The organism is Lysobacter cavernae (assembly GCF_042648505.1).
Classification (GTDB): domain Bacteria; phylum Pseudomonadota; class Gammaproteobacteria; order Xanthomonadales; family Xanthomonadaceae; genus Lysobacter_L; species Lysobacter_L cavernae.
In genome coordinates this window covers 95,116-111,596 of sequence record NZ_JBHRXK010000001.1, presented here as the reverse complement: position 1 = coordinate 111,596, position 16,481 = coordinate 95,116, and the positions used below count along the sequence as shown (strand labels likewise).

Here is a 16,481-nt window from a genome sequence, read left to right as displayed (position 1 = left end):
GCGATCCTTGGGAGGCATTACATGTCAGAAATCTACACCAACGAACAGGTTCTGAATTTCGAAGTTGCGTGTGAACTGTGCAATACCCGCATTGCACAGTGCTCGGCGCGGATCGGGGAGGAAGAAGCTAAAGCCGTTCCCGACGTGGCGTTGATTGAACAAGTACGTCAAGACTTGTTCGCCATCAGCTTGGAAAGAAACGCAGTACGCCTGACTGATGATGCGGCGGTCGCCGCCTGGATCGAACATAGTCAGGTCGAGCTGGAACGACAGAAAGCGCGCTATTGGGGCTGAGGTGCGGTGCCCGATAGGGCGGTCGATATCGGAAGTTTTCGCGCTGAACCGGTACGAATCGTTATCCGTTTCGATCGCTAGACAGAAAGGTAGTCATCACACTCCGCGACCAGCTTCAGCACCGCGTTATCCTGAGCATCCGGTCGTGCCAATAAGATCGATTTCAACTCAGCTATCTGTTCGTTGCTAGGGATAAGCTCTGATGGCGACTCCCACATCCAATCGATGAGAACTTCGTAGAGGTTGTCTGCAGGCGATTCCGCAACTTCTCGCCGGGTTGGCACGTACATTCCCAATCGGATCGTAGGGTTGTTGACGCCATGGGATTCCCGTGCCGCACGAAACGCGCTTTCCGGCATTCCAAATCGATCGTCAATATCTACCACCGCACGTTCTCCTCAAGGCTAGGGCCGGGGAAACTGCCGTCGCGAGAATACTTGCCTTGCCTTGCCGTCACCGGACCAACCAACTCAGTGGCCAAGTGCCTGCGACAGCCAGCCCCACAGGGCGGCCCCCGCTATCACGACCGGAATCAGCAGCCGCGCCTTGGAAGCGAACAGGATGCCCAGGACGATCGCGAACAGGGTCAGGGCTTCCAGCCCGGTCAGGCTCACTCGAAGAATGGCCACGGTCGTCCCCGCAATCAGGCCGACGACGCCTGCTGTCACGCCCTCGAGGAACAGCCGGATGCGCGGTTGATGGACCAGATGTTCCAGCGCGTCGTGGCCCAGCAGGGTGAAGGAAAAGGCCGGCAGGAAGATACCCACGGTCATCGCCACGGCGCCCCACGGTCCGCCGCCGAGGTAGCCTACGAAGGTCGAGAAGATGATCAGCGGCGCCGGCAGCAATCCCGACAGCGCAAGTCCGTCTAGGAACTGGGCGTTGCTCATCCACGCGCCTTGGGTCACCGCATCGCGTTGCAGGAACGGAATGACGGTATAGGCGCCGCCAAACGTCAACAGGCCAGCCTTCAATCCGGACCAGAACAACGCCAGCAGCGGTACTGCCGCGTGGGTGACGGCCGCGCTGGCAATGCCTACCTGACTCAAGGTGTCCAGTCCAACCAAGCCACCGTTGAGCACGGCAAAGCCCACGGTCCCGGCCGTCGCCAGTCCGATCACGGCCAGCGCGGCACTGCCAAGGCGGTGACGCGCGATCAGATAGATGCCTCCTGAAACCGTCAGGATCAGCGCGAAGTGCACGCCGGCCAATTGCGCGCCCGCCGCAAGGAGCGCGAGCGCCCACAGCCAGCGGTCGGTGACCACATGCGCGCCAATGCGAAACACGGCCCGCACGATCAGCGCCGCCACCGCCACCTGCACCGCCGCGAACACAGCTTGCACGCCGTCGGTCTTCAGCCCGAAGCGCACATACGCCCACGACAACGCCAGCATCAGCACGAATCCTGGCAGCATGAAACCAAGACCGGCAAGAATGCCGCCCCAGCGCCCGCGCGACAGCATCCCGAAATACACGCACAACTCGTGCGCCTCGGGGCCTGGCAGGACTTGGTAGACCGCTAGCGCCCGGTTGAACTGAGCGCTGCTGACCCAGCGATCCTGGTCCACCAGCTCGTGCCGGATCATGGCGATCTGCGCGACTGGTCCGCCCCAGGCCAGGGCACCGAAATGCAGGAAGCGCAGGAACAGCCGCAGCCACGGCTCGCGAGGCACGGCGTATGGTCCTGCCTCGGGCGCCTGGGTCGATTGCGCTGGATCGTGGACGGGGCTCATCGATTCCTCAGCAGGTGGTGCGGTCATCGGCTGGTTGATCTTGCCCGGCGAATTACGCCGCGCCTCGATGCGCCTCAAGTCGACGCGCCACCTCGTCCCATTGGATGTTCTGGAAGAAGGCGTCCACGTACTTCGCCGCTGCGGCGCCGTAGTCCATCTGGTAGGAGTGCTCGTACATGTCCATCACCAGAATCGGCAACGTGGCCGCCGGGCCGTGGGCGTGATCCGCCATCCAGTAGTTCTCAAGCCGGTGCAGGTGGGTGTTGAAGCCGAGCATCACCCAGCCCGCGCCACCGCCCAATCCCAAGCCGATGCGGCGGAACTCGGTTTCCCACGCATCGAAACTGCCGAAAGCATCAGCAAGGGCCTTGCGACTGGCGGCATCGGCCTGGCCACTGCCGCCGAGATTGTCGAAGTAGTACTCGTGCAGCACCACCGAGCCGGTGCGCAACAGGTGCTCCCGCTTCAGTTCGTTGTAGAGGTACGGCGGCATATCCGGGGCAGCGAGCGCCTCGGCAAGGTGCTTCTTGGTCACGGCCAGCGCCTTGACCGAGCCGGCGTAGTTGTTTTCCCAATGCGAGCGGATCAGGCGTTCGGACAACCCTTTCAGTTTGGCCGGATTGAATGAAAGAGGCTTGGGCGTGGAAGCGCTATCGGGCGCAGGAGTAGGGTTGGTCATGGCGGTTGTCTCCGAAGTCGGAACGGCATGGGCGACTTTGGCAGCCCCCAACATGAGGGGTGCCGCCGCGGCCAGGCTCAGAACGTGACGGCGTTGCGTGTCGATCGATCGGTTCATGGTTACCTCGTGGTCACGGGTTGTGGCTGGGGGCGAGTGCGCGACCGGCGCACACGATACGTCCGGCATTGCGAGTGCAAGGCGACCGGGCACGGGGCGATCACGATGCGCTCGCGTTGTTGCGGAAACTGGTCAACAGACCGTCGAACACGGCGCAGGCGCGTTCCAGCAACAGGTCGTCGTCGGTCGTGTCGGCGCGCAACCCCGCCAGCACGCTTTCCACACCGGCAGCTTCGGGTGGCGGCGCGCCGCCCACGTCGAGGTAGTGCACCAGCAGGCCTATGCGCGCGACCGGTCCCTGTTCCAAGCCGAAGCTAGCGGCGAGGGTCTCGAAGGTGACGCGGTGGCCGACGTGGCTAAAGGTCGCGCCATCGAAATCGAACCCCAGCACCTCTGGCGGGCAGTCGGCCGGATCGGCGAGCCACAGAATGCGAGCCTCGGCATCGATGAAGCGGCGGATCAACCACGCGCTCGCCAGCCGGTCCACCCACGGGCGCCGTCGCGTCGCCCACAGGCGACCCTGGTAGTCGGCGGTGCGCAGCCGATGAATCGCGCCTGCCGCGAAGTGCGGCTCGTCCGGCGCCTGCAGGCAGGCGCAGGCCGTTTCCAGTTCGGCCAGCGTGTCCTCGACCTGACGCCGCGCCTCGCCCGGGAAAAAGTCGATCGCGCTGATCGCCTCGAAGGCCCTGCGCAACTTGCGCGTGCGCTTCAACGCCTCTGACGAAGTGGTACCGGGCAGGCTTTCACGGAGCCGGGTGGCTTCGGCCAGCAGTTCGGTGTAGTCCCGGCTGCGCTCGAACAGGGCCACATAGGGAGCCTCGTCCGCGGGCTGTGCGGTCTGCAGATAAGCGACGCCGCCACTGCCGGTCACATCGGCGGCCACCGCTTCAAACACGGCACGGCGTTCTGCCGCGACCGGCAACACGTAAACGCCGTCCCGCAAGGCCGCAGCACCCGCCGCCTTCAGCGAGCGCCATGCCCGCTGGCGCACCGTGGCGTTCTCGGTGGGCAGGGAAAGAATTAGGACCAGCCAGCTCATCGGTAGAGTATCCTACACTAGTGATGTAGATACTACACAAATGCGCCATCGGTTTCCCTTACCACTCGGGCTAGGCTCGGATGCCGACCAGTGTCATGCACCTGAAAGACACCGCCAGGGCATTACTTGCGTGGCGAGGCATCGAGGGCCGATATCAGGGAGTTGCGCCTCAAGCACCAGAAGCGAGGGTAGGGTGCGGCCAACACGCTTCTACGGCACGCTGGAGCTTGATCCTGTCACTGCGACGCTGAGGTTCAGCGAGGTTTTTTCTGAGCTGGTCGAGCTGTTCTCAGCTATGCCGAGAACCAAGGTCCGTATCCAGGTGGATATCGAGGCAGAAGATCAGCGAGGCTTTGGTGAAGGCACCGTTCGAGCTGCCCGGGAGAACAGCAAGGCGCTGGGGCTCAAGGATCCCGATCTCGACTGAGTACTACGGTCCGCCGCTATGAGGGCGGCGGACCAGTCTTATATCCCTGCGTCGCTGATCAGGCTAGCAACCGAGGTTCCCAAGCCTTCAGCCACTCGCCGCATCGTCTGCAATGTGACATTCCGCTCGCCTCGCTCGATGGAGCTGAAGTAAGCCCTATGCATCTCGATAGCGTCTGCGAAAGTGTCCTGGCTGTGGCCAGAGGCCAGGCGACGCTTCCGCACTGCGGCCCCAAACTTTCGTTGAAGCGATGTCTCATCCATCAGCACACGCTATGGATGTGATACTTCTACAGCTACTCCTTCATATGTAGTCTACATATATATACCAGACGGACCAATGGCGATGGCTTGGCTCCTCATCGACACCGAATCCGACCTCCTGGTCGAAATTCCAGGCTCAGCGCTCGTGCCCGAGACGGTAAGGGTGCAATGGGGCCGCTTAGCCGATGACCAGACCAAAGACGCCTTCGCGCAGAAGCTTGGTGCTCTTCTTGAGTCCTCGTTGATCGACTGTTTGGACAACGATCTGAAGCCACCCACCGCAGCGCAAACGGCTTACGCGATTGCGATAACCAAGAGACTCGGCGTACCTGCATCGGCCGAAGTGTTCAGATTTCGCTGCGTGATGACTGATTTTCTGAAAGAACATGCGCCCGTGTTCAAAGCTCTGGCCACCGGCGCATCAAAAAGCAGAGCGCGGAAAAGCGGGGCAGGGTAGGCCGGCTACTTTGGCCTGCGCGGTGGAAGCGACTCCACCGTCGCTTCCGGCAGCGCGCCCAACCGCGCCAGCTGATCCCTTGAGCCGCGGTACGACTCATAGAACTGCGCCCACTTGCTGAAGCCGCCCAGTTCGCCGACGGCGCGGATCATCGCGACGTGGGATGCCGTTAGCAGGGCGACCTGCGATTCGAGCTCGGCGATGCGCACGTCGCGATCTGCCAGTGCGCTAGCCGCGGCGACACCGGAGAGCTTGCCCGGCCTGCCACGCCAACGACGGAACTCGGCTTGCCGCTCCTGATACTGCGCAAGCATGTGGCTGCGTTCGGCGCTCCGGGTGATCGACGACGCCGCATTGATTCGCGGATGCAATCGTGCAACTGCCCGTGCGGTGATGTCCTCATCCCGTGCGAGCAGGTCTTCGAGCACCTGACGCATTTCGAGTTCCGGCTCGGCAGTCGATTTGTCCAAGGCATTATCCATCCATTACTCCCGCGCTTCGCGGAATAGAGAGGTCGGGACCATCTGGAAATGGCTTTTCGCCCGGTTTGGTCGCCAAGAGCGTACGCACGCCCTCAAGCCTGACCTTCGCGTGCTGAATCTGGTTGGTGCGGCCGATGCTCTTTGATGGCTTGGCCTCCGCGGTCTCGACAGCCGCGGCCAGCTTGAGTTCAAGGGTGCGCAGATGGCCACGATTCTCAGGCAAATTGGTCGCCGAAAGATGGCGGCAGCCGGAAAAGCACTCCAGATGTTTCGGGCACGGATCGACCGTGAAGCTGTTCAAGCAATGCCCGTAGGGAGTCGCGTGAAAGCCGTCGGCTTCGACCTTCAGGAACTCGAATGCTGCGGCGTCGCCCTCGCTGCTCTGGATTCGTTTGAACGCATCCACGATCGGGCCGCTGGCTTTGCCGGATTGGATCATCTTGGCGACAGTGCTGGCCTTCTCGCCGAGCGCCATTTCCACGTCGACAGGTAGTTCGAGTTGATCCAGCTCTTCCGCCAGGCTGCGATGATCGTATTCGTAGCTTTGGGCCACGCTGCGGCGATTGAAGCGTTTGGAGATGATGGTATCGGCCACGCCGAGGCGGAAAAGCTCGGTGTTCTGGAGGTGGCGCAGGGTGTGGGAAGTGAGCACCAACGCTTTGTCGCCGTCAGACTGCCCATAACGTTTGAACAGCGTATCGCAGGACTTCTGCTCGCCAAGGGAAAGGCTAACCAAACTCGTATCGGGTCGACCGACAGCAATGTACCGGGTGACATCGCAAATGCCATCGTTTCGCTCCTCAGCTAAGGAGCGCTTTGGGTGTAGGAAAAGAAACTCCCAGGAATCAAAGTCACGATCAGGCAACCGGAATGGATCGGTGTCAGGCAACTTCGAAGCAGAAGCGGCGCGAAGGTAGGTTTCGAGCTCGCCAATTCTCACAAAGACTTGGCTCATGTCACGCTGGAGCGATGTCGCGTTTCCATCAGCGTCCAATAGCGCTATAGACGCTATAGACGCTATAGATGCGCCATCCTTCCTTTCATACTTGGCCATGCGACGGTAAAACATCCGGGCCGTCGCGCTCATCGTGCCGTTGCCACTGGAATGCAACTCGCCCTGCATCTGCTGAAGCTCATCGAAGCATTCGGCCGCATAGTGTTGACGGCACTTCTGTATCCACGGCCGCTTCTGCTCCTCGCTCAACTCCAGCCAAAAGGCGTTCCCGGTAAGGCGAGTGTAGATTTGTGTAGCCGGGACGAGATCACTGACTCCAAACTCTGGAATGAAACGCCCTGATTCCGTCTGCTTCCTCAGCGTGTGCCGTAGCGGACTGGTGATTGCCGCAGCACGGGTCAGGGTCTCGCTCACAATCTCCTCGAACATTTGGGGAACGTAGTGCGTCTTGTCGATGAGCACCTTGCTGTCTGCGTTCTTTGCCTGCTGCTTTTCGGCGAAGTGCCGGATCATGAGCGATTGGGAATACCCACCTAGCTCCCCTGCTGGCCGCTGCTTCGAGTCGTAGTAGTGCCGGTCTGTACGCCACTCAGCGGGGAGGAGCGTGGCCTCGCCAATTCGGAAGCCCGTCAAGATCATGATGCGAATGGCCGCAAAGCGCAGTTCGTCCATGAAGGTCAGGGGCTGCTCGGTCATGATGATCCGGACCAGCTCCCAGAATGCGCGACGTTCGGGCAGACGCTCAGCGCGCTTGCGATCTTCCAGGTTGTGCCGAATCTCCGAATGCGATTTCAGGAATTTGGATCGTCGCTCCAGCCTGGGCTGAAGGCGGGTGGTGGCCAGGGCAGGGTAGAGCGGCCCCACATCGGCCAAGTGGTTGGTATCAAACAACACCTTGGTCAACCCCGCGATCAGATCGCCAAGCTTGCCCGATGCTTGGATGCTGTTGCCGGTACGAACCGCGAGAGCCATCTCATCGACGGTGACACTCCATGGCTCGGTGCCTGCCGCACACGTAGCGATCACTCGCAAGGGGCGCGCCACATTGTTGGCAATGTGACCAAACGAGTTCCGGCGAACAAACAGCTGTTCCATGACGGCAGCTTTGATGAGGTCCTGCCATGCGGGCGACAGAGTGCTGTGGGACAGAAGCGGCAGCCCGCTAGATGAGCGGGCTGCGTTGAGCGCATCGAGAACCGAACGCTCCGAACTGAAGTGGCGCAAGCGATGCTTGGGAGCGACGCCTCCCGCTAGCGCCGTGAGATCCCAGTCATGCCCTTTGACCGCCATGCCGTTCTGGTCCAGCGGAATTTCCCAGACAACCCCACGAGTGGCGGCCAACTCCTTTCCGAGCTGGATAAATGCGGAGAAGTGGGGGTTCAAGAGGGCGAACCTTCGAGCTCGGCCACTACTGCCTGAACTTCAGCGATGGTCCGCTCAAGCTGAAGATAGGCGGGCGAAACCGCGTCGCCACGAGATGAGTCATGGAAGAACCGCGCCACGCCCCGAAAGTCCGCTAGAACTTTCGAGTGCATCTGAACGTCGTGAATCGGCATGAACTTCCTGCAGCCATAGCAGGACAAGATCGGGTTATAGGGACACGCAGCCTGCCCGGAGGTGCATCCACCGATCCCCGCGATCGGCACACCATGTGGCGCTCCGCCGATCTGCTGGGATTCCTTCAGCTGCGCGAGCTCTTCGGGGCCAATAAACCGGTCGTGGGCAATGCGAGCTACGCGCTGATAGATCTCAGAGATTCCGAGCGCCTTGTTCACCCGCTCAGCCTGATTCGTCGATGTTTCGTAGTACACGAGCGCGGTAGTTGTATCGGAGTGCCCGAGGAACTCGGCCAGTTCCTCTTGGCTTGCGCCTGCGTCTACGAGGCGCTGGGCGGCTGTATGCCGCAGATTGACGGCAGTCGCGCCGAGATCGAGCAGATCACGGAGTAGGGCGCTGATGCGACGACTTGCTTCATTAGCGGATGTGGCGCCGAACACCCTAGCGCCCGAGTCATCGCCATCAACCTGAAAGCGCCGGTCGATCTCGACGAAGAGAGGGGTCCACTCGCGTTTCACTCGCCTAAGCAGCGGCTTGGCGGCACTGGAACTCCGCTGTTTTGCCATGCGGAATGTGATGTGGACGGACGCGAGCATGTCGACGCCTTCTCGACGAACTTTTAGGTCACGAAACGTGAGCATTGCAATCTGAACCGGCCGCATTGCGAACTGGTACGCACAAAGCAACATCGCAGCGTCTTGCACATCTTCGAGAGCCAGCGACGACTTTTTGACCTGGATCGCCGCTTCATCCAAAAACCGAACTACTGCAGCTTCATCGTCCACCGAAATAAAGGCTTCACCGGACCGAACGACGGCGTATTTGTCTTTGAAGGGGAGAGGTAGGGCGGATATCACCCCGTGGTAGGAGTCAGTCCATCGGTTGAGTCGATATTTGCATAGCAGTCGCAGGATCGATTTCGCGCACGCATACGCTTCCGCCGGCAGGTCGCGTGCAAAAAATGTCGCCCAGAATGATCCTATTTCTGTTGGTGCCACCCCCAACAACTTGACGATTTCTGCCTCGCCGACTGCCTTGCTGCCAAGGGCGTATTTGCTTGCCGACGATGGAGCCAGCCATTCGCCAAGGAGGTACAAGAAGACGTGCTTTATCAACAGGGCGAGTTGTTCTGGCAGATGATCAAAACCGACTTTCACAACGCGACCATCGATATGGACCGCAAAGCAATTGGCAGTGGTTGGATCTCGAATTGATCGTTGCTTTCCGTCGAAATCGTCGTAGTACCGAATCACCGGAGGCAACGACGGTAGTTGAGCAACTATTTCGCAAGCCTCAGCTTCCAGTTGCCATTGAATATGTTCACTTCTAGCCATGTCGCGCTCCAAGCGAGGTCTAGGACGGGATCGCTCTTAGAACGGCAACTCTCTCATCTAGCGCGTCGTTCCAGACTGACGAGAGGCGATCTTCAAACACTGCCCGAGCATAGCGAACCGGCATCTGTGACTCTCTGGACCAACCAAAAAAGGCCCTGAGCTTCTGGAGCGCTTCTTCCATCGGATCACCTTGCTGCAGCAGCTGATTCAGTCTTACCACGGCGCATGTATGACGCAGATCGTGCGGCGTTATGGCCGTCTTCTGATTTCTGTCCGCCAGCTCTTTAAGGGCAGCGCGTGGGAGGTTCGCGGATATCTTTGCGAACATCTTCGTCAAAGACTCCGTTGACAACGGCCTGTTCTGCTGGGTGTTCAGCAGGAATGCGTGACTTGGCTTTCCTCGATAGTTCTCGACGTAGGTTTGCACCAACGCAGCAATCGTGTTGCTGACCGGCAGTTGACGAACGGAGTCCGCAGATTTAATGCCGGGCCGTGAGTATCGTGGATCAACCTCGTCATCGGAATACTTGCTTTCCGAGACGTTCAGCCAGTGCCGGGGTCGCTGTTGACGATCATCGAATCCGCTTTTGACAACATCCACCGTGAGAAGCATCAGCTCACCGCGCCGGAGGCCCTGGTGGAGCATCAACAGGAACGCCAAGAAGGTAAGCCACCTGGTATGCGTTCTTGGGAATGGGTTGATGGCGGATGCTGGGTCCAGCATTTCGTATAAAACTTCAACCACGTTGGCCGGCAGTGAACGGATCTGGCTCGCGTGCTTGCTCTTTCGCACATGTAGCTGCCCATAGAGATTGGATAGGCGATGCAGCCGACCCTCGATGTGCCGTAATCGATCCGTCGGCAGGGTTGTCTTCGACAGCCAAGTGACTATGGCCGTGACGAAGGACAACCCGGTTCTCCAACGTGTCTCGTCGGCGGATCCTACGTAGGCTTGGTTTCGGATGGATATGAACCAGGACTCAAGAATCTCGGCAAGCCGAACGTCGTCCAGATCGCCCAACGCATCGTCTAGAGAACTGGTTCCAAATAGGCTGTCTGCGTGGACGTATAGGTTCTCCACGTAGCGTAGCCGCTTGATCTGAGTCGACGCGGCAAGCTCAGAACTCGACATCGATGCCCAGACGTTGGCCCAGTAGCGAGGCAACTTGCAGCGATCGACAATTAATGCGCCTCGGAGTGAGCTCGGGACCTGAGGATCGTTCAGCAGTCTAAGCACAAGGAACTCTTGGAGAGAGCAACATGATTTGTACCATTTATCACGTCACTGTTGCGGTCAAATAAGGCTAGAGGGCCTTCTCAACGCAACACCTCAATAAGTACCACTTTTTCGCATAATGAATATTATGTAAAATTATACGGCAGCATGATAGAGTGCGCTCGGCATGACTCCCTTCGCTTTCCTGCTCCGCGTGTTGCTGTGCATCGGCCTGGTCCTCAATGGATCGGGCTTTGCCGTGGCTGTCACGCAGATGCAGATGGCGCACATGGCTTCGGCAGTCGTGATGATGCCGGTACAGGCGAAGGCTGGCGATGAAGACGCCTCGCAGGCATGCCATGACGTGACTGCGACCGCGCATGCGCAAGCATCGAGCGCAAGCTCCAAGCACGACCCGGCGCCGGACTGCTGCCAGTCGTCCCAGTGTGCTTGTGACTGCCTGCAGCATGTCTCGGCCGCCATGGCCGTGCAGGTAGCCGATTCGTTGATCATCCGGGCGCCGAGCTTGCGCCCGATGCCCACAGGCCATGCCTCGCCCGTGTTACCGAACCTGATCCGACCTCCCATCGGTTGAGTCTGCCGTGCCGCATGCCGGCACGATCCAGCGTGTTGTCACGCATCGAACGTGCCGCTCTGCTGCGGCGACAGGTGTCGTATCTGGCGACTACGCAAGCAAGCGAGCTGATGCTCGCGCTCATCCGTCTTATTCGGAGCTTCCATGTCTCATCATCCATTCGGCCCAGGGTCGAACTCGGGCATTCAATTCTCCCGGCGTCGTTTCGTTACTGGCCTGGCCCTCGGCGGTGTCGCGGCCGGCGCAGGTCTGTGGCGTGTGCCGGCCTTCGCGGCCGCCCCTCAACACGCCGGACAGGCGCCGGTGCTGTCGGGCACCGACTTCGATCTGTCGATCGGCAGTTCGCCGGTGAATTTCACCGGTCACACCCGGCCCGCGGTTACCGTCAACGGCTCGCTGCCGGCACCGATCCTGCGTTGGCGCGAAGGCGATACGGTGACGCTGCGCGTGGCCAATCGCCTGGACGTACCCAGCTCCGTGCATTGGCACGGCATCCTGCTGCCGGCCAACATGGACGGCGTGCCGGGCCTGAGTTACGACGGCATCCACCCCGGTGAGACTTTCGTCTACAAGTTCGACATCAAGCAGTCCGGCACGTACTGGTACCACAGCCATTCGCTGTTCCAGGAGCAGGCCGGGTTGTACGGCGCGATCGTGATCGATCCACGCGAGCCGGCGCCGTACCACTACGACCGCGAGCACGTCGTGCTGTTGTCGGACTGGACCGACCTGGATCCCGCCGCCCTCTTCCGCCGCATGAAGAAGATGGCCGAGCACGACAACTTCTATAAGCGCACGGTGGGCGATTTTGTTCGCGACGTGGGGCGCGACGGCCTGTCGGCGACGCTGCAGGACCGCAAGATGTGGGGCGAGATGCGCATGACGCCCACTGACATCTCCGACATCAATGCCCATACCTACACCTACCTGCTCAACGGCAACGCACCGGCCGGCAACTGGACCGGGCTGTTTCGCAGTGGCGAGAAGGTGTTGCTGCGCTTCATCAACGGTTCGGCGATGACCTACTTCGACGTGCGCATCCCCGGCCTGAAGATGACCGTGGTCGCCGCCGATGGCCAGTACATCCACCCGGTCACGGTCGACGAGTTCCGCATCGCCGTGGCGGAAACCTTCGATGTGATCGTCGAGCCCAGCGGCCAGGATGCTTTCAGCATCTTCGCCCAGGACATGGGCCGCACCGGCTATGCGCGCGGCACGCTGGCGGTGCGCCAGGGCCTGGAAGCCCCCCTGCCCCCGCTCGACCCACGCCCGATCCTGACCATGAATGACATGGGGCATGGCGGCATGGACCACGGCAGTCACGGCGCCAAGGGAATGGAAGGTGGTTGTGGCGCCAACATGGGGATGAAAGGCATGGAAGGCGGCTGCGGCGCCAGCATGGGCCACGACAAGCAAACCGGGCACGCCATGCCGACCATGGATCACGGCAGCGGCGACGGTATGCAGACGCATCCAGCCAGCGAGACCGGCAATCCGCTGGTCGACATGCAGGGCATGATGCTCGCGCCGAAGCTGGACGACCCTGGCATCGGCCTGCGCGACAACGGCCGCACGGTGCTGACCTACGGGGCGATGAAGAGCCTGTTCGACGACCCCGATGGACGCGAACCCAGCCGCACGATCGAGCTGCACCTGACCGGTCACATGGAGAAGTTCGCCTGGTCGTTCGACGGCAAGAAGTTCATGGACGCAGAGCCGGTGCGCCTCAACTACGGCGAGCGCATGCGCATCGTCCTGGTCAACGACACGATGATGACCCACCCGATCCACCTGCACGGATTGTGGAGCGACGTCGAGGACGAGCACGGCAACTTCCACCTGCGCAAGCACACCGTCGACATGCCGCCCGGTACCAGGCGCAGCTACCGCGTCCGCGCCGATGCGCTCGGCCGTTGGGCCTATCACTGCCATCTGCTCTACCACATGGAAGCGGGAATGATGCGCGAAGTGCGGGTGGAGGAATGAACATGAACCGTCCTCTCCAGCACACTGCCCTCGCCCTCGCCCTCTCGCTGTCGCTGTTGTTCGGCGCGCCGGTCATGGCACAGGACCACTCGCAGCATCAGCACGCCCCTGCCGCTGCACCGCCCCAGGAGCGCAAGGTCGAAAGCGAGCCCGCGGCTCCTGTGTCTGGCATGGATCACTCCAAGCACGATGGGCATTCCACTCCGACAGATCCGCCGAAGGCCAAGCCCAGATCAGCCCATGACCATTCCGACATGGGCCATGCCCTGCCCGCCGAATCGACGCCGGCAGCCGAAGTCGATCACGCGGCCATGGGACATGGCAGACCACCTGCTCGCGTCGAACCCATCGTGCCTATTCCCGAAGTGAGCGACGCCGACCGCGCGGCCGCGTTTCCCGAGCTCGGACACGGTATGCAGCACGCGCCCGAGATCAACCATTACCTGCTGTTCGATCGCCTCGAAGCGATCGATCTCGACGACGGCACCGGCCAGGCCTGGGAACTGCAAAGCTGGGTCGGCACCGACCTCGACCGCCTGTGGGTGCGCAGCGAAGGCGAGCGCGAGCACGGCCATACCGAAAGCGCCAACCTGGAAGCGCTCTACGGCCGCAGCATCACACCATGGTGGGACGTGGTGGCAGGCGTGAAGCACGACTTCAAGCCGGGACAATCGCAGACCTGGGCAGCCTTTGGCGTGCAAGGCCTGTCGCCATACAAGTTCGAGGTCGCCGCGACGGCGTACATCGGTGAAAGCGGCCGCACCAGCGCCAACCTCGAAGCCGAATACGAATTGCTGCTCACCAACCGTTTGATCCTGCAGCCGCTGGTCGAGGTCGAACTCAACGGCAAGGACGATCCCGGTCGCGGTATCGGCTCCGGCCTCAGCACGGCCGAGGTTGGGCTGCGCCTGCGCTACGAATTCACTCGTCGCTTCGCACCGTACATCGGCGTCGTCCACGAGCGCGCTTTTGGCAAGACCGCAGACTTCCGCCGCGACGAAGGCGAAGCCATCCGGGACACGAGCCTGGTGGCCGGTCTGCGCATCTGGTTCTGAGGGGGCGACCATGACAATCGAATTGCGTCGCCCCCTGCTGATCGGTCTGGCCGTCCTGACCGGCGGCATCGCCATCGCGACCGGCGTCATCTGGTCAGGGGCCTACAACGTTGCCGCGGATGACCGTCATAGCGCACCGGTGAATGCACTGTTGCAAGTCGTGCGCGAACGCTCCATCGCCGTGCGCGCGCGTGGATTGACGGCACCGGACCTCACCGACCCCACCCACATCCGCCAAGGCGCGGGCAACTACGACGCCATGTGCGCGGGGTGCCACCTGGCCCCGGGTGTGGAGAGCACCGAGCTCAGCCGGGGCCTCTACCCTGCCCCGCCGGATCTCACACGCGCCACGGTCGATGCAGCCGAGGCTTTCTGGGTGATCAAGCACGGGATCAAGGCATCGGGCATGCCGGCCTGGGGCAAGAGCATGGGCGACGACTACCTCTGGAACATGGTCGCCTTCCTGCAACAACTGCCTTCGCTCGATGCCGACGAGTACCGGGCGTTGGTGACCAGCAGCGACGGTCATTCCCATGGCAGGGGTGAAACGATGGCGCATGGACACGATGCGGCAGCATCACCCGGTCACCCAGAGCCAGCACCTCAGGCCGACACCTCCACGCACCACCATGCCGATGGGAAGGAGCATGTGCATGAGGGTGCACCGAAACCGGTGACCAAACCCGACGCAACGTCGCCTACTGGTGCTGTGCCGGCCGAAGAACACGGCCATCACCCGCACTGATCCGATGTTGGTGATTCCAAGCGTGGCGAGCCTGCTCGCCGCGCAAGTACCCTCCGTATCCCGCGAACACGGTCGAATGGCGTCCGTTGGCAAGGCTGGTTGTCGGGCTCGTGCAACGTCGCCGGCTTTGCCGGCGACGTCAGCAGAACTCAGTATTTCGCGTCGAACGCGAAGATCGGTTTGCGCGACTGCCACAGGCCCTTGGTGAAATCCGGGAACTCCAGCGTCTTGAAGCCTTCGGCGATGGATTGCTCGGACAGCGGGGTGAGCGCGCTCCAGGTCACCGCATCGAAGATGTCGATCGGCATCGGCGCCTCGGCTTTCACGGCCTCGACGAAGGCATGGATGACGAAGTAGTCCATGCCGCCGTGGCCGGCGCCGGCGGCGTCCTTCTCGTACTTCTTCCACAGCGGATGATCGAACTCATCCTGGTAACCCTGGAACGGCTCCCACTTGTGCGGCGGGCTGCGGCCTTCGATGTGAATGGACTGGTTGAGGTCCATCCACAGGCCGTGGGTGCCCTGCACGCGGAAGCCCAGCGAGTACGGCCGCGGCAACGAGGTGTCGTGCTGCAGCAGGATGGTCTCACCGTTCTCGCAGGCCAACGTGGTGGTGACAATGTCGCCCAGCCTGAACTTCACCTGCGTGCTGGGATGGCTGGTGCCGCCGCTCTTGGCCACGGTGTATTCGTGCAGGCCGCGCGCCTTGCTGGCGAAGCTGTTGATGTGGGTGAAGCGGTTGCCGCGGTTGATACCGGTGTACATCGCGCACGGGCCGATGCCGTGGCTGGGGTACAGCTCACCGTTGCGCTCGACCGAATGCTCGGTGCGCCAGCGCGCTTCCGACCAGCCCTTGGCGCCGAACTCGACGCCGCTGCCGTAGGGCTGCGCCGAGTCGCCGGAGTTGAACTTCACCGCGCGCAGGTCGTGCTGGTAGCCGCCCTGCAAGTGCACCAGCTCGCCGAACAGGCCGGCACGCACCATCTGCAGCGCCGCCATCACGTCGCGCCGGTAGCAGACATTTTCCAGCAGCATGTACGGCGTGCCGGTGCGCAGCTGGGTGTTCAGCACGTCCCAATGGTCCTGCAGGGTGATGCCGGCCACCACTTCGCAGCCCACCGCGACCTTGGCCTGCATCGCCTCGATCGCCATCGGTGCGTGCCATTCCCACGGCGTGGCGATGATCACGCCGTCCAGGCCGCGCTGCGACAGCAGGCGGCGGTAGGCATGCACGTCGCCATCCTGGCCGTAGGCCTTGGGCGCGGACTTGCCGGCCTTGGCCGCCATGTCCATGCCGCGCTTGAGCATGATCGGCTCGATATCGCACAGCGCGACGACCTCGACGTCGTCGCGGCGCAGCAGCTCCTTCAGCAGCACCTGGCCGCGCATGCCGGTGCCGATCATGCCCAGCCGCACCTTGCGCTCGCGCGCCCAGGCCGGGGTCTGCGGCAGCAGCGTGGTGGCCGCCACGGCGGCGCTGGCCAGAATGAATTCCCTACGTTGCATGGAAAAAGCACCTCCTCTTGAGATCGCGCCGGCAAGTACCGG

Annotated in this window: 17 protein-coding genes; 7 read left to right on the top strand and 10 right to left on the bottom strand. The window is 61.7% G+C overall.

Annotated elements, in window-relative coordinates; translation table 11 throughout:
- Positions 1–21: 21 nt before the first annotated feature.
- The gene (locus ACFOLC_RS00570; protein ID WP_386756743.1) at positions 22–294 is read left to right on the top strand and encodes a hypothetical protein; all 273 of its coding nucleotides are present in this window, start codon (positions 22–24) and stop codon (positions 292–294) included.
- A gap of 77 nt (positions 295–371) precedes the next feature.
- Here ACFOLC_RS00570 and ACFOLC_RS00565 read toward each other — a convergent pair whose 3' ends face one another.
- From ACFOLC_RS00565 to ACFOLC_RS00550, 4 genes are all read right to left on the bottom strand, one after another.
- Positions 372–680, bottom strand: coding sequence for a hypothetical protein (locus tag ACFOLC_RS00565; protein ID WP_386756742.1), 309 nt, complete (start codon positions 678–680; stop codon positions 372–374).
- A gap of 84 nt (positions 681–764) precedes the next feature.
- Positions 765–2,105, bottom strand: coding sequence for a chromate efflux transporter (gene chrA, locus ACFOLC_RS00560; protein ID WP_386756741.1), 1,341 nt, complete (start codon positions 2,103–2,105; stop codon positions 765–767).
- Positions 2,080–2,823 (bottom strand): superoxide dismutase, encoded by a 744-nt coding sequence (locus ACFOLC_RS00555; protein ID WP_386756740.1) that lies wholly within the window; start codon positions 2,821–2,823, stop codon positions 2,080–2,082. Before ACFOLC_RS00555 ends, chrA begins: the two co-directional genes overlap by 26 nt.
- 100 nt (positions 2,824–2,923) lie before the next feature.
- Positions 2,924–3,862 carry a chromate resistance protein ChrB domain-containing protein gene (locus ACFOLC_RS00550; protein ID WP_386756739.1) on the bottom strand — a complete coding sequence of 313 codons (939 nt, stop codon included), beginning with the start codon at positions 3,860–3,862 and terminating at the stop codon, positions 2,924–2,926.
- Between the two features lie 193 nt (positions 3,863–4,055).
- On the opposite strand from ACFOLC_RS00550, the gene ACFOLC_RS00545 reads away from it, so the two are divergent.
- A complete protein-coding gene (locus ACFOLC_RS00545) occupies positions 4,056–4,289 on the top strand; it encodes a hypothetical protein (protein WP_386756738.1) in 234 nt (77 codons plus the stop codon).
- 38 nt (positions 4,290–4,327) lie between these two features.
- Here the strand turns inward: ACFOLC_RS00545 and ACFOLC_RS00540 are convergent, their stop codons facing one another.
- Positions 4,328–4,552 carry a helix-turn-helix domain-containing protein gene (locus ACFOLC_RS00540; protein WP_386756737.1) on the bottom strand — a complete coding sequence of 75 codons (225 nt, stop codon included), beginning with the start codon at positions 4,550–4,552 and terminating at the stop codon, positions 4,328–4,330.
- An 82-nt stretch (positions 4,553–4,634) separates the two neighbouring features.
- Here ACFOLC_RS00540 and ACFOLC_RS00535 point away from each other — a divergent pair, with 82 nt between their 5' ends.
- Positions 4,635–5,009, top strand: a complete 375-nt coding sequence (locus tag ACFOLC_RS00535; protein WP_386756736.1) for a hypothetical protein — start codon at positions 4,635–4,637, stop codon at positions 5,007–5,009.
- Positions 5,010–5,014: 5 nt separating this feature from the next.
- On the opposite strand, the gene ACFOLC_RS00530 is transcribed toward ACFOLC_RS00535, so the two are convergent.
- From ACFOLC_RS00530 to ACFOLC_RS00515, 4 genes are read right to left on the bottom strand one after another with little or no spacing between them, the layout of a single operon-like run.
- Positions 5,015–5,446, bottom strand: coding sequence for a hypothetical protein (locus ACFOLC_RS00530; protein WP_386756734.1), 432 nt, complete (start codon positions 5,444–5,446; stop codon positions 5,015–5,017).
- A 37-nt stretch (positions 5,447–5,483) separates the two neighbouring features.
- Positions 5,484–7,829 carry a hypothetical protein gene (locus ACFOLC_RS00525; protein WP_386756733.1) on the bottom strand — a complete coding sequence of 782 codons (2,346 nt, stop codon included), beginning with the start codon at positions 7,827–7,829 and terminating at the stop codon, positions 5,484–5,486.
- On the bottom strand, positions 7,826–9,337 hold the full coding sequence (locus ACFOLC_RS00520) for a site-specific integrase (protein WP_386756732.1): 1,512 nt from the start codon (positions 9,335–9,337) through the stop codon (positions 7,826–7,828). The genes ACFOLC_RS00525 and ACFOLC_RS00520 overlap by 4 nt, the downstream gene beginning before the upstream one ends.
- A gap of 19 nt (positions 9,338–9,356) precedes the next feature.
- On the bottom strand, positions 9,357–10,247 hold the full coding sequence (locus ACFOLC_RS00515) for a site-specific integrase (protein ID WP_386756731.1): 891 nt from the start codon (positions 10,245–10,247) through the stop codon (positions 9,357–9,359).
- Between the two features lie 493 nt (positions 10,248–10,740).
- Here ACFOLC_RS00515 and ACFOLC_RS00510 point away from each other — a divergent pair, with 493 nt between their 5' ends.
- The 4 genes from ACFOLC_RS00510 (at position 10,741) to ACFOLC_RS00495 (ending at position 14,934) form a co-directional block, all read left to right on the top strand.
- Positions 10,741–11,148: a CopL family metal-binding regulatory protein gene (locus ACFOLC_RS00510; RefSeq protein ID WP_386756729.1), complete on the top strand. Its 408-nt coding sequence runs from the start codon at positions 10,741–10,743 to the stop codon at positions 11,146–11,148.
- Between the two features lie 144 nt (positions 11,149–11,292).
- Entirely contained in the window at positions 11,293–13,134 is a 1,842-nt protein-coding gene (locus ACFOLC_RS00505) for a copper resistance system multicopper oxidase (protein ID WP_386756728.1), read from the top strand.
- Between the two features lie 2 nt (positions 13,135–13,136).
- Positions 13,137–14,189 (top strand): copper resistance protein B, encoded by a 1,053-nt coding sequence (locus tag ACFOLC_RS00500; protein WP_386757903.1) that lies wholly within the window; start codon positions 13,137–13,139, stop codon positions 14,187–14,189.
- A 10-nt stretch (positions 14,190–14,199) separates the two neighbouring features.
- Positions 14,200–14,934: a c-type cytochrome gene (locus ACFOLC_RS00495; RefSeq protein ID WP_386756726.1), complete on the top strand. Its 735-nt coding sequence runs from the start codon at positions 14,200–14,202 to the stop codon at positions 14,932–14,934.
- A 149-nt stretch (positions 14,935–15,083) separates the two neighbouring features.
- Here ACFOLC_RS00495 and ACFOLC_RS00490 read toward each other — a convergent pair whose 3' ends face one another.
- Positions 15,084–16,439, bottom strand: a complete 1,356-nt coding sequence (locus ACFOLC_RS00490; RefSeq protein WP_386756724.1) for a Gfo/Idh/MocA family protein — start codon at positions 16,437–16,439, stop codon at positions 15,084–15,086.
- Between the last annotated feature and the right edge of the window lie 42 nt (positions 16,440–16,481).